The sequence below is a fragment of the Stagnihabitans sp. genome (genome assembly GCF_964946895.1).
The window spans coordinates 162,415-175,515 of the sequence record NZ_CBBQHX010000003.1 but is presented as its reverse complement, the minus strand read 5'-3'; the positions used below and the strand labels follow the sequence as shown (position 1 = coordinate 175,515).

General features: G+C 64.9%; 11 protein-coding genes and 1 riboswitch. Of the genes, 5 read left to right on the top strand and 6 right to left on the bottom strand.

Annotation, left to right across the window (positions count from 1 at the left end; all coding sequences use genetic code 11):
- The first annotated feature begins 158 nt into the window (after window positions 1-158).
- The 5 genes from AC1Y2B_RS03160 (at window position 159) to glmM (ending at window position 6,951) form a co-directional block, all read left to right on the top strand.
- Entirely contained in the window at window positions 159-2,648 is a 2,490-nt protein-coding gene (locus tag AC1Y2B_RS03160) for a putative PEP-binding protein (RefSeq protein WP_482251650.1), read from the top strand.
- A gap of 216 nt (window positions 2,649-2,864) precedes the next feature.
- On the top strand, window positions 2,865-3,536 hold the full coding sequence (locus AC1Y2B_RS03155; RefSeq protein WP_482251601.1) for a cell wall hydrolase: 672 nt from the start codon (window positions 2,865-2,867) through the stop codon (window positions 3,534-3,536).
- Window positions 3,537-3,641: 105 nt separating this feature from the next.
- Complete coding sequence (locus AC1Y2B_RS03150; RefSeq protein WP_482251600.1) at window positions 3,642-4,550, top strand: dihydroneopterin aldolase; 909 nt, start codon at window positions 3,642-3,644, stop codon at window positions 4,548-4,550.
- Window positions 4,551-4,594: 44 nt separating this feature from the next.
- Window positions 4,595-5,605, top strand: coding sequence for a dihydropteroate synthase (gene folP / locus AC1Y2B_RS03145; RefSeq protein WP_482251599.1), 1,011 nt, complete (start codon window positions 4,595-4,597; stop codon window positions 5,603-5,605).
- Window positions 5,602-6,951, top strand: coding sequence for a phosphoglucosamine mutase (gene glmM / locus AC1Y2B_RS03140; protein ID WP_482251598.1), 1,350 nt, complete (start codon window positions 5,602-5,604; stop codon window positions 6,949-6,951). The genes folP and glmM overlap by 4 nt, the downstream gene beginning before the upstream one ends.
- 193 nt (window positions 6,952-7,144) lie before the next feature.
- On the opposite strand, the gene folE2 is transcribed toward glmM, so the two are convergent.
- The 6 genes from folE2 to ftsY all read right to left on the bottom strand — a co-directional run bounded on the left by folE2 (window position 7,145) and on the right by ftsY (window position 13,033).
- Window positions 7,145-8,233 (bottom strand): GTP cyclohydrolase FolE2, encoded by a 1,089-nt coding sequence (gene folE2, locus AC1Y2B_RS03135; protein WP_482251597.1) that lies wholly within the window; start codon window positions 8,231-8,233, stop codon window positions 7,145-7,147.
- Between the two features lie 170 nt (window positions 8,234-8,403).
- Window positions 8,404-9,585, bottom strand: a complete 1,182-nt coding sequence (gene metZ, locus AC1Y2B_RS03130) for an O-succinylhomoserine sulfhydrylase (RefSeq protein WP_482251596.1) — start codon at window positions 9,583-9,585, stop codon at window positions 8,404-8,406.
- 51 nt (window positions 9,586-9,636) lie between these two features.
- A riboswitch (SAM riboswitch) is annotated at window positions 9,637-9,714 on the bottom strand.
- Between the two features lie 96 nt (window positions 9,715-9,810).
- Window positions 9,811-10,443, bottom strand: a complete 633-nt coding sequence (locus tag AC1Y2B_RS03125; RefSeq protein ID WP_482251595.1) for a hypothetical protein — start codon at window positions 10,441-10,443, stop codon at window positions 9,811-9,813.
- Window positions 10,444-10,526: 83 nt separating this feature from the next.
- On the bottom strand, window positions 10,527-11,150 hold the full coding sequence (locus AC1Y2B_RS03120) for an inner membrane-spanning protein YciB (protein ID WP_482251594.1): 624 nt from the start codon (window positions 11,148-11,150) through the stop codon (window positions 10,527-10,529).
- Window positions 11,147-12,046: an EamA family transporter gene (locus AC1Y2B_RS03115; protein ID WP_482251593.1), complete on the bottom strand. Its 900-nt coding sequence runs from the start codon at window positions 12,044-12,046 to the stop codon at window positions 11,147-11,149. Before AC1Y2B_RS03115 ends, AC1Y2B_RS03120 begins: the two co-directional genes overlap by 4 nt.
- 6 nt (window positions 12,047-12,052) lie before the next feature.
- Window positions 12,053-13,033: a signal recognition particle-docking protein FtsY gene (gene ftsY / locus AC1Y2B_RS03110; protein WP_482251592.1), complete on the bottom strand. Its 981-nt coding sequence runs from the start codon at window positions 13,031-13,033 to the stop codon at window positions 12,053-12,055.
- Window positions 13,034-13,101 lie beyond the last annotated feature (68 nt).

Here is a 13,101-nt window from a genome sequence, read left to right as displayed (position 1 = left end):
ATCGGTCCCCAAGGCCCCAGGGTCGACCGAATAACCTGCCCTCGGTGCTTGCGCCAAACCTCGCAAGGTATATCCTGCAGCCGCAAACACATGGTGCCGCAGTGCAGAATACCGTCCCGTTCCCCATCGACTATGCCGAGATCACGCCAACGACCCAGATGAAGGCCGAGGCGCATGGCTGGCGGGCGAAATGCCTGCAGCGGCTGATCCGGCTGGACCTGCCGGTGCCCAAGACCGTGGCCCTGCCCGCCGCCACCGTACGTGCCATTGCGCAGGGCACGCCCGTCGATACCGCCGCCATCCTCGCCCATTTCGGGCCGAACCCGCTGGTCAGCGTTCGACCCTCGCCAGCCAATCCCAACTGGGGCGGCCCCGGCACGATCCTCAACGTCGGCATGAACGCAGCACGGCACAAGGCCTTGCGCGAAACCCACGGCCAAAGTGCCGCCGACGCCATATATCTGCGCTTCGTTCAGGCCTATGCCACCCATGTCGCCCGGCTTGACCCGGATCTGTTCTCGGCCGGTCTGAACAACTCCGAGGCCCTGCGCGAGGCCTTGCGAACCTACGAGCGGGAGATGGACGAGCCTTTCCCCGAAGACCCTGCCCGTCAGCTGACCGAAGTCCTGCGCTCAATGGCCCGTGCCTGGGAGGGCACCTCGGCCCGCCTGCTGCGGCAGGCCAAGGGCGCGCCCGAGGATGCAGCCCTTGGTCTGGTCGTCCAGCAAATGGCGCAAGGCATCGGGCAAGGCCTGTCGGGCGCGGGCGTCATCCAGTTCGTCGATCCGGTCACCGGTCAGCCCCAGGTCACCGGGCGCTATCTGGGTCAGGCGCAAGGCCGCGCCGCCCTGAAGGAAACCGATGCGCTGTACCTGACCCGCGACAAGCGCGGCCCCTCGCTGGAGGATCTGTCGCCGAAGCTCTTCGCCAATCTGATTGCCTATGGCGCCGCGAGCCGGGCGCGGTTGCGCGAAGAGATGCAGATCGAATTCACCATTGAAGACGGCAGGTTGTCGGTGATCGACGCGATCCGCGTGCCGCGTTCGGCCCGGGCTGGCTTGCGGATCGCCGTGGCTTTGGCCGATGATGGCATCATCTCGCGCAACGATGCCATTTTGCGGGTCGAACCGCGCAGCCTGACCGAACTTCTGCACCCGCAGGTTGACCCGCGCGCCCCGCGCGACGTGGTGGCCAAGGGCATCGCGGCCTCTCCGGGGGCGGCCACCGGGCGGATCGTGTTTTCCTCGGCTGCGGCGCAGGCGTCGCGTTCGCGGGGCGAGGCCTGCATCCTGTGCCGGCGCGAAACCCAGCCCGAAGATATTCGCGGCATGCACTCGTCGGCCGGCGTGTTGACCGAACGCGGCGGCACCACCAGCCACGCGGCGGTGATCGCCCGCGGTCTGGGCGTGCCGTGCGTGGTGGGGGCCTCAGGCCTGCGCGTCGACAGCAAGGACAAGAAGATCACCGCCCCAGACGGCCGCGTCTTTGTCGAGGGCGACCAGATCACCGTCGATGGCACGACCGGAGAAGTGCTGGCCGGCTCTGCCGTGATGCTGGCCGCCGCCCTTGACGATGCGTTCCGCAAGCTCTTGTCGTGGGCCGATGCAGTGCGCGACATCGGGGTGCGCGCCAATGCCGACACGCCCGCCGATGCCGCGACCGCGCGGCGGTTCGAGGCGCAGGGGATTGGCCTTTGCCGGACCGAACACATGTTCTTTGACGAAGACCGGCTTGTGGTGATGCGCGAGATGATCTTCGCCAACACCCCGCAGGATCGCGCCGCAGCATTGGCCCGCCTGCTGCCGATGCAGCGCGCCGACTTCGTGCAACTGTTCTCGATCATGCAGGGCCTTCCCGTCTGCATCCGCCTGTTCGACCCGCCCTTGCACGAATTCCTGCCGCAAAGCCGCGAAGGCCTGCGTGAACTGGCCGAGGCGCTGGACCGCCCGCTGTCCGAAGTGACACGCCGGGCCGAGGCCCTGTCGGAAGCCAACCCGATGTTGGGCATGCGCGGCGTCCGCCTGGGCGTGGTCCTGCCCGAGATCTACGACATGCAGGCCCGCGCGATCTTCGAAGCGACGGTCGAGATCGGCAAGCAAGGCGCCACGGTGGTGCCCGAGATCATGATCCCGCTGGTGTCAGCCCGCCGCGAGGTGGAACTGGTCAAGTCCCACATAGACGCCGTGGCCGCCGCAGTCCGTGCCAAATCCGGTGTGAATTTCGACTACAAGCTGGGCGTCATGGTGGAAACTCCACGCGCCGCCCTACGCGCGGGCGAGATCGCCCAGCACGCGGCCTTCCTGTCCTTCGGCACCAATGACCTGACCCAGATGACCTATGGCCTCAGCCGCGACGATGCTGGACGGTTCATGTCGACCTATGTCCAGCAGGGGGTTTTTCCCGAAGACCCGTTCCATTCGCTGGATGTGGATGGGGTCGGAGAGTTGCTTCACATTGGCGCGGAACGCGGTCGCGCAACGCGCCCGGACTTGACTTTGTCGATCTGCGGCGAGCATGGCGGCAACCCCGAATCAATCGACTTTTGCCGCAAGGCCGGGTTCGATTACGTGTCCTGCAGCCCCTACCGGGTGCCTTTGGCCCGGTTGGCGGCGGCGCATCTGGCTTTGGCCGATCCTGTGGCGGAATGAAATACCACCACAATATCATGGGATTGCCGAAAGCTCCTCATGTAATATCTTAAGATTTTCGGCGGATTTCCGCGCAAATTGACGCAAAATGCGTGATATTTCCGCCACGCGGGTGGACCGACCCGGTTTTCCCAATTAGCCCGTTTGACCGTCGTCTGCTGATGCCCCGAAAAGGCACAGCAGACGGCTTGGAGAAACAACCGGGAACAGTAGACAATGCGCTTGCACCTCTGCCGGACGATGGCCACGATGGCCATGATTGTCCTGACGGGCGCGGCCTTCGCCGATGTGACGGTGAGCCAGTCCAATACGCCGACCAAGGCCATGGGGGCCCAGTTCGCCTCGCTGCTGGAAGCCGAACATGACACCGTGAACGCCCTGCCCGAGGCGCAGTTGGCGCTGCTGGCCAAGGGGCCCGAGGCCCCGGTCGGCGGCACATCCGGCAAGCCGGTGCTGATCGCCTACACCGATGACTGGCTGGCCACCCTGCCCGCACCGACGGGCGATGGCGAATGGGATTGCCTGCGCCGCGCGGTGTACTTTGAAGCCCGGGGCGAAGACATCGACGGGCAGTTCGCCGTGGCCGAAGTGATCCTGAACCGGGTCGATGCGCCGGGCTTTCCCAAGACCGTGTGCGGCGTGATCCATGCCGCAGGCGGCGGGACCTGCGCCTTCTCTTACACCTGCGACAACATCTCGGACGACATGCATGACCCGGTCGCCATCGACCGCGCCGGCCGCATCGCCCGCGCCATGCTGGACGGCGCACCGCGCAGCCTGACGTTGGGGGCCACCTATTTCCACGCCCGCTGGTCACGCCCCGGCTGGGGCCACGTCGTCGAGACGGCGGCGATTGGCGGACATCTGTTTTACCGAATGGCCTCCTAGGGTCGCCTCCCTTGCACAAGCGGTCGGCTTCGGGCATGGCAGCCGCAGGGTCCGGCGCTAGGGTGATCCTGCAGAATTGCCGTCACGACCTTGGGGGAGGGCACCATGACCTCAGACATCCGCCTTGCCTTCGCCCATCCCGAAGAGCGCAGCCTTGCCTCTGCCAGTGCGGACCCGCGTGACAGGATTTCCCTGCGCGATCATGTGGTCGAGGTGGATATCGGCGCTTTCCAGAAGGAACGCGGCCACCGCCAGCGCATCATGTTCAACGTCGTGGTCGAGGTGCGCCCCGCGCCGCAGCCGTTGAACGACGATGTAGACCGCATCCTGTCCTATGACCGCATCACCGAGGCGATTGCCGAGGAACTGGCCGCCGAACGCCTGAACCTGCTGGAGACCCTTGCCGAGCGGGTGGCCGAACGCATCTTGGCCGAGCCGCAATCCATGCGCGTCTTTGTCCGCATCGAAAAGCTGGATATCGGCCCTTATAAACTGGGCGTCGAGATTGTCCGCTCCCGCGCAGAGGCGGCGCTGAAGGTGGTGGGGCAGGATGGCAAGGAATCTGCGGTGCATCCGCTGGTGGTTTTCCTCGACAACTCTGCCATCGCTGCACCCGACCTCGCGGCGCGGCTGGATGTCTTGGTGGCGCGCGGATTGCCAGTGATCCTGACCGTCGGCCTTCCCGACTTGCCCCGTCCCGAGACTGGCCACAAGCCAACGCAGCGCCGGGTGGACCTGCTGGCGATCGAGCAGAACGCCTGGGTCCTGGCCGCCCGCGACCCGCGCTGCGTCGTGATGGAAACCCGGACGGAAATCGATTGGGCGGTCAAGCGCGGCCAGATGATGGTCTGGGCGCCGTCCAAGATGGTTCTGGATGCAACGGATGGCCCGCAATCGCGTGATCCGATGGTGCTGGCCCTTTGGCTGGCCGAGGTCATGGCGGCGGAGCGTTTGATTGTTCACGGAACTGTTGCACTTCCGGCAGGAAGCCGCGTGAAGGTCGAGCAGGCCTGAGCGGCACACTTGCCCCCCCGTCCCTTCCCGCCTAGTCAGACCGCATGAAATATCTGCGCCCCATCGTCCAGTCCGACCCTGCCCGCCCTGCGGACTCCTTGCCTTTGGCCGGTGGGTCGCTGTGGTTCGACCGGGTCGAGGTGCTTAGCCGCACCCAGGCCCCCCGGGTGATTGCCGCCCACAACCTGCCCATTGCAGACCAGCAGCGCCTGTCCGATCCGCGCCCCGATTTCGGAAGCCTGCGCCTGAATACGCCGCGGATCATGGGGATCTTGAACATCACGCCCGACAGCTTTTCCGACGGCGGCCTGTTCTTGAAGCCTGACGCGGCGGTGATGCAGGCCCGCCTGATGGCGGCCGGGGCCGAGATCATCGATATCGGCGGCGAAAGCACCCGTCCCGGCGCGGCGGACGTTGCCGTGGACGAGGAAATCACCCGGACCGCCCCGGTGATCCGCGCGCTGCGCGACGGTGGGCTGGACCTGGCCATTTCCATCGACACCCGCAAGGCCGCCGTGGCAGGTGCCGCATTGGAGGCAGGGGCCTCTTGGGTCAACGACGTGACGGCCCTGCAGTTTGATTCGGACATGGCCGCGCTGGTCGCCGAAAAGGGCGTGCCGGTGATCCTGATGCACTCGATCGCCACCCCCGCGACCATGCAGGACGACCCGCGTTATGACGACGTGCTGCTGGACGTCTATGACGCCCTTGCCACCCGCGTTGCCGAGGCCGAAGCGGCCGGCATCCGGCGCGACAATATCGCCGTCGACCCCGGCATCGGCTTTGGCAAGACACTGAGCCACAACCTCGCCCTTTTGCAGCGCCTCAGCCTGTTTCACAACCTTGGGCTTCCTGTCCTGCTGGGCGCCTCGCGCAAGCGGTTCATCGGCACCATCGGCGCCGAGGCAGAGGCCGCGCGGCGGATGCCCGGCTCGCTGGCGGTGGCGCTGTGGGGCGTGGCGCAGGGAGTGCAGATGATCCGTGTCCATGATGTGGCGGAAACCCGGCAGGCCCTGTCCCTTTGGCAGGCCAGCAGCACAGGAGAAGCGCGATGAGCCGCAAGTTGTTTGGCACCGATGGCGTGCGTGGCCGGGCCAACACCTATCCGATGACCGCCGAAATGGCTTTGCGGCTTGGCGCGGCGGCAGGTCGTTATTTCCGCCGTGATGGCAGTTCGGCCCATCGGGTGGTGATCGGCAAGGACACGCGGCTGTCAGGCTACATGCTGGAAAATGCCCTGACGGCGGGCCTGACCTCGACCGGCATGAACGTCTTGCTGCTCGGCCCGGTGCCGACCCCGGCCGTGGGGTTCCTGACGCGGTCGATGCGGGCGGATCTGGGGGTGATGATCAGCGCCTCGCACAACCCGCACCAGGACAACGGCATCAAGTTCTTCGGCCCCGATGGCTTCAAGCTGTCCGACGAGGCGGAAGCGGAAATTGAAAGCATCGTAGCCGGGGACATCCTTCCGGCCGAGCCCGAAAAGATTGGCCGCGCCCGCCGGATCGAGGATGGCCGGGGCCGCTATCAGGAATTCGTCAAGACCACCTTCCCGGCGGGTTTGACGCTGGATGGCTTGAAGGTTGTGATCGACTGCGCCAATGGCGCAGCCTACAAAGCTGCGCCCGAAGTGCTGTGGGAACTGGGCGCCGAGGTGATCCCTGTGGGGGTCAGCCCAAACGGCACCAACATCAATGACCGCGTCGGCTCCACGCATACCCAGACCGCGGCAGAGGCCGTCGTGGCGCATGGCGCCCATGTCGGCATCTCGCTGGATGGCGACGCCGACCGGGTGATGATCCTGGACGAGACGGGCCACGTGGCGGATGGCGACCAGATCATGGCGCTTCTGGCCGCCCGCTGGGCCGACGAGGGCAAGCTGAAAGGCGGCACACTTGTCGCCACCGTGATGTCCAACCTTGGGCTGGAACGTTTTCTGACCGGACGCGGCTTGCGGCTGGAGCGGACCGCCGTGGGCGACCGCTACGTGGTGGAAGCGATGCGGCGCGGTGGCTGGAACCTGGGCGGCGAGCAGTCGGGCCATATCGTGATGACCGACTATGCCACCACAGGCGACGGACTGATCGCGGGCCTGCAATTTCTGGCCGAGATGGCCCGCACCGGGCGCGTCGCCTCTGAACTGGTCAAGCAGTTCGAGACCGTGCCGCAGCTTCTCAAGAACGTGCGTTTCACCGCCGGTGCCAAGCCGCTGGAGATGGCCTCGGTTCAGACAATCATCGCCAGCAACGCGGAAAGAATAGCCGGCAAGGGCCGCATCCTGATCCGCAAATCCGGCACCGAACCGCTGATCCGCGTCATGGCGGAATGTGAGGACTCGGGCCTGCTGGCCGATGTCGTCAATGAAATCGTTCTGGCCGTTCAGGCCGCCGCCGCGATCTGACGCTGCGATTGCACGCGTGCAATCAGCACATAAAACAACAAAAACAATAGGTTGCGAAATTCTGTCAACCTATTGTTAACCCGCGCCCTTTCCCTTCGCCTTCTGAAAATATCCCCGGGAGGGTCTGGGAGGGCAGGCAGCCCTCCCAGCCTTGGTCGCGCAAACCGCGGCCAGCCGCCCGATCAGACCCCGATCAGCCGACGTGGTACAGCGAGGCGAACAGACGCGGATCCAGGCTTTCGGCGGCAAAGGTCGGACCCTCGGTCAGAACCGAGACCGCGTCATGGCTGTGCAGGCTTTCCTGATGGCTGGCCACGATGCGGAAGTCGCGGATGCGCGCGTCGTTTTGCAGGACAAGGCAGAAGCTGCGGGCCGCATCTTCCACGAAGATCGGGTTTGCGGCATTCAGTTCGGCGAAGGCCTGTTCATCCTCGCGCTTGACCATGACCTGCGTCTCGGTCGGCACGCCCGAGCGGGCGATCTCGATCAGGTCTTCGAACCACAGGATGTCCGAGCCCACCACCTCGACCGAAATCCGCGCGACCGAGCGTTGCGAATGCGGCGTGGCCAGTTGGCCCCGGGTACGGCGGGCATGTTCGGACAGTTCCAACGAGCAGGGGCAGGTCGAGGAATAGACGAAGTCCAGATGCACGATCCGCTTGCGCACCCCGGCTGTGTCGACCAGTTCCAGCGCGATGTCATAATATTGCCAGCCCGACAGGCCCGAGCGCAGGCTTTCCACCTTGACCGGGAAGGAAAACCGCATCTGGATGCGCGCATCGAACGAGCCCAGATCGCGTTTGTAGTCTTCCAAAGCGTGCTCGATCACCTGGAACGAGAAATCGCGTTCGGCATGGGCATAGAACGACCGCATGATGCGGCTCATGTTGATGCCCTTCTTTTCCGCCTCAAGGCTGACGGTGCCGGTGACCGAGGTTTCCAGCATGACATCGCCGGCATCGCGGGTCCGGTAGCGGATCGGCAGGCGGAAGTTGGAGATGCCGACGTGCTGGATGACCTGCTTGGCCCCGACGATCAGGCTGGCGGGGCCGTTCTGCAGGTCCGGCAGGCCGTCCTTGTAGGCGTCATCGACGCGGAAGGCCTGCGGATAGTCGCGGCTCATCACCGGATAGCCGTCGCCGATCAGCGCGCCCACAGAAGGGTCCAGCGCCACGATGTCGGCTTCACTGGCGCGATCCGCCCAAAGACGCAGGGTCGCCAAAGCGGCCAAAGCCTCGGCCCGGCCCGGTTTGCGGTCCAGTTCAGGGTCATGGATGTTCATGGCAGCGCTTCCTTATGCAGTTGGTCGCAGGACAGGGTATATAGGGCTGCGGCCCCGGTTTCCAAATCCTTACCGAAGTTCTACGCCCCAAAGACGACAACGGATCATCGGGCGGGCGGTTTTCTGCCCGTCCGACGCTGTATCTTTTGATACCGCGGGCTGCGATGCCGTCAGATCGCGGCCAGACCGGTCTGCAGATCGGCGATCAGGTCGCCCACGTCCTCCAGCCCGACCGACAGGCGGATCATGCCGGGGGTAATGCCCAGCTTGGTCTTCTGTTCGGGCGAAAGGCGCTGGTGGGTCGTGGTGGTCGGGTGGGTTGCGATGGACTTGGCGTCGCCCAGATTGTTGGAAATCTTGATGATTTCCAACGCGTTCATGAAGCGGAACGCAGCATCCTTGCCACCCTTGAGGTCGAAGGTCACCAGGGTGCCGCCCGAGCCCATCTGGTCCATCGCCAGATCATGCTGCGGGTGGCTGAGAAGTTCGGGATAGATCACCTTGGTGATGCGGGCATCCCCTTCCAGCGCCTTGGCGATGGTCAGCGCGCTCTGCGCCATCGCGCGGCAACGCAAGTCCAGCGTGACCATGCCGTTCAGCATGAGCCAGGCCGAGAAGGGAGAAATCGAGCCGCCGGTGTGCTTCATGTAGGGTTCCAGCACCTTGCGGATGTAGTCCTTGGTGCCGCAGACGACCCCGCCAAGCGCCCTGCCCTGCCCGTCGATGTGCTTGGTGGTGGAATAGACGATGACATCCGCGCCCTGTTCGACGGCCTTGGAAAAGATCGGCGTGGCGAAAACGTTGTCGACGATCACCAGTGCGCCGACCGTGTGGGCGATGTCCGCAACCGCGCGGATGTCGACCAGTGCCAGCGTCGGGTTCGACATCGATTCGAAGAACACCGCCTTGGTGCCGGGGGTGACGGCGGCGCGCCACTGGTCCAGATCGGCACCATCGACGAAGGTCACCTTCACGCCGTAACGGGTCAGGACCTCTTCCAGGATATAAAGGCAGGACCCGAATAATGCGCGGGAGGAGACCACATGGTCGCCCGCCCGCAGCAGCGCGGTCAAAGCGCCCGAAACGGCGGCCATGCCCGAGGCCGTGGCGAAGGCGTCTTCGGTCCCTTCAAGGGCCGCGATACGCTCTTCGAACATGCGGGTGGTGGGGTTGCCGTAGCGGGCATAGATGAATTCGTCGTCGCCGGCTTTGATGAAGCGGGCTTCGGCGGATTCGGCGTCCGGATAGACGAAGCCCTGGGTGAGGAAGATCGCCTCTGCCATCTCGCCATACTGGCTGCGGCGGCTGCCTTCGTGCACAAGTTTCGTGCGGGTGTTCCAGTCTTTGCTCATCGTCCGGCCTCCTCGGCGCAATCAATTCCGAAACCGGAAAGCATGGGGAGTGCACGGGACGCTCTGACCATTTTAGCGGTTTGTTTAACGTGGCCCGCAATCCGGTTACAAATCGCCACGGGACGTGCTTAGCGCGGGCGGGCGGGAAGGTCAACGGCCCCTGCTTGGCAACAATTTCTCTGCGAAAGATTCAAGGCGCGGTTATTCGCAGAAAGATCGTGGCGGTCAGGAGCGGCCGAAGCCCTTGGCGTAGGCCTCGTCCACCGTGCGCACCACTGCCAGCAGCAGACGGTGCAGCAGCGCGGGCAAGAGCCCGAAGTAGATCAGCCAGCCCGCCAGCGAGGCCTGATGGATCAGCGTCTCGTTCAACAGGACCAGCGTCAGATAGCACACCGCCAAAACCCGGCTCATCATCGGGTCTGCGCCGCGCGGACGGTTTCCGGGCAGGAAATGCCGCACCATGGCATGGCGGCCGTCAATCACGTCCAGCAGATAGAGGCAGGCGTTGACGCCGAAATAGACCGACAGGAAACGCTGGCACCACAGGGGCTCGCCCTTCCAGATCAGCACGGCCAGGGCCGCAGGGGCGATCAGCAGGGCAAGGGTCAGCGCACGCCGGTTGGAGATCCGGCCATGCAGGGTCGAGATCGTGCCATCCGCCCGCATCACCACCCGCAGGCCCATCGCCAGCACGAAGGCAGCCATGAAGGCCTCGCGCTCGGGCATGGCGATGCCGCGCAGCACGGCCCAGACAAGTGCCATCACGATCAGCGGCAGCATGATCGTCCAAGGCAGTCTGGTGCCGCGCCGGAACAGGGCGGCAAAGCCCCGCAAGGTCAGAAGGATTTCGTTCAGCATCGCCGCCCCCGCACAAATACCTGCGCAGGGGTGCCACAGGATTTGGGCAAGCTTATGGCAAAACGCCCGGACGTCGCGGCGCTTCAGCCTTTGTCGGCGGGGGGCAGGGCGTATTTTTCCAAGAGCCGGGCCTGGGTCAGCAGGAAGGCGAACATGGCCAGCGTCAGGCCGACCGCCTTGAACATCAGCCAGGTGCCGTCCGAAAAGTTGCGCCAGACCACCTCGTTCACCACGGCGAGGCCGACGAAAAAGAGGGCGATGCGGCGGGTCAGGATCATCCAGCCCTCGGCCTGCATGGGGATCGCATCCTCCATCACCAGTCTGAGGTAGGATTTGCCCTGCAGCAGGCCCCCGCCAAGGGCTGCGGCGAAGAAGACGTAGATGATCGTCGGTTTCATCTTGATGAAGCGCGGGTCGTTGAACCAGACGGTCAGCCCGCCCATGAACAGAACCACGACCAGCGTGATGATCTGCATCGGCGCAATCCGCCCGGTCAGCCGCCAGAGGCCGAAGATCGAGGCCGCGAAGATCACCACGAACACCGCCGTCGAGACGATGAACCCCGAATAGGTGGTGCCCGCGAGGGTCACGCTTTTGTCTTTCAGGAACCAGTAGCCCAGCAGGAACAGGACCAGCGGCCCATATTCCAGCGCCAGTTTCAGCCGGTTGTCATAGGGTCTCGGTCCCCCTGCCTTAGGATCGCTCATCCCGCACCCTCCATCACGATCGCACCCAATGCGATCAATCCCATCAGCGCCACACGCCAGCCGCCTACCTTCTCGCCCAGAACCAGCCAGCCAATCAAGGCGGCAAATAGGGTCGAGGTTTCACGCAGGGCCGCAGCCTCGCCCACCCGATCCAGCCGCGTCGCCATCATCACCGCGCCAAACGAGAAGAAGGCCACGAAAGCACCGAAAATCCCACGTTTGACAAGGGGCGGGATGCGGTCTGCCGACAACGTGATCCAGCGCCGCCAGGTGATGACCGGGATGAAGACCCCGTCGATCATGAAGAACCACGCAAGAAAGGTGAAAGGGTCGGCGGTGGCGCGGATGCCCCACGCGTCATAGGTCGTATAGGCCGCGACAAAGCCCCCGGTCAGGAAGGCAAGACCAAGGGCGGGCAGCAGGCTTGCCGCCTGATTGCCCAAGGTCCACAGCGAATGGCCCGCCAGCCCGAAGATGCCTGCCAGCAAAAGCGCAAGGCCAAGCCACTGCAGCGGCAGGAAATGTTCGCCGAACACCAGTCCGGCAAACAGCACGGTGAAGAAGGGCCCGGTGCCGCGCACCACCGGGTAGACCACGGTGTAGGGCGCCCGGTCGTAGGTCATGGCTTGCGCGATCTTGTAGCCGGCGTGGATCAGGAAGGCGCCGGCGAAGATCGGCCACATGTGCGGCTCGGGCCACGGCACAACGAACAGCGCGAAGGGGGCGGCGATCAGGCCATAGCTGGCGTCAATCGCGGCGCGGGTGATCCAGGGGTCATCGCGGCCCTTTTGCAACGCGCCGAACAGGGCATGCAGGACGGCGGCCAGCAGGGCCAGACCAATGGCCAGCCGGTGGCCTTGCGGCGTGCCGACCTGGGAAAGCAGCCAGGCTGTCATCTGCGCTTAAACGTCGCGGCCGACGAGGGCGTTGGCGAAATCCTGCGGGTCGAAGGGGGACAGATCGTCAATCTGCTCGCCCACACCGATGGCGTGGATCGGCAGGCCGAACTTGTCGGCCAGGGCCACCAACACGCCGCCGCGCGCGGTACCGTCGAGTTTTGTCATCACAAGGCCCGAGACATCGGCGATCTTGCGGAAGATTTCCACTTGCAGCAGGGCGTTCTGGCCCGTCGTGGCATCCAGCACCAGAAGCGTGTTGTGCGGGGCGGAGGGGTCTTTCTTGCGCAGGACGCGGACGATCTTGGCCAGTTCCTCCATCAGGTCGGCGCGGTTCTGCAGCCGGCCCGCCGTGTCGATCAAAAGCAGGTCGGCACCGTCGGCCTGCGCCTTGGTCAGGGCATCGAAGGCAAGGCTGGCGGGATCCGAGCCTTCGGGCGCGGTCAAGACCGGCACGCCGGCGCGCTGACCCCAGATTTGCAACTGTTCCACAGCGGCGGCGCGGAAAGTGTCGCCTGCGGCGATCACCACGGATTTACCGGCGGCCTTGAACTGGCTGGCCAGCTTGCCGATCGTCGTGGTCTTGCCAGAGCCGTTGACCCCCACCACCAGCACAACCTGCGGCTTTTGCGGATAAATCGGCATCGGGCGGGCGACCGGCTCCATGATGCGGGCGATCTCGGTTGCCAGCGCCTCTTTCAGATCGGCGGTCGAGATGCGCTTGCCAAAACGGCCCTCGGCGATGTTGGCGGTGACGCGCAGGGCGGTATCAACGCCCATGTCGGACTGGATCAGCAACTCTTCAAGGCTTTCCAGCATGGCATCGTCGACAAGGCGGCGCGTCTCGTCGCGGCCCAGAAGCCTGCCGATCAGGCCCGGCTTCTCGGGCGGTGTCTGGGCGGCGTCGGCCACCAAGGCCTCCAGCCCCTCGCCGATCTTGTCGGAGGAGCGAAAGAGCTTGTCGCGCAGCTTCTTGAAAAAGGACATGGGCTGGCCCCGGATGGTTTGCCCTCACCTAGGCCGCACGGCGGGCGGATGCAAGCGGGGGGATGGCG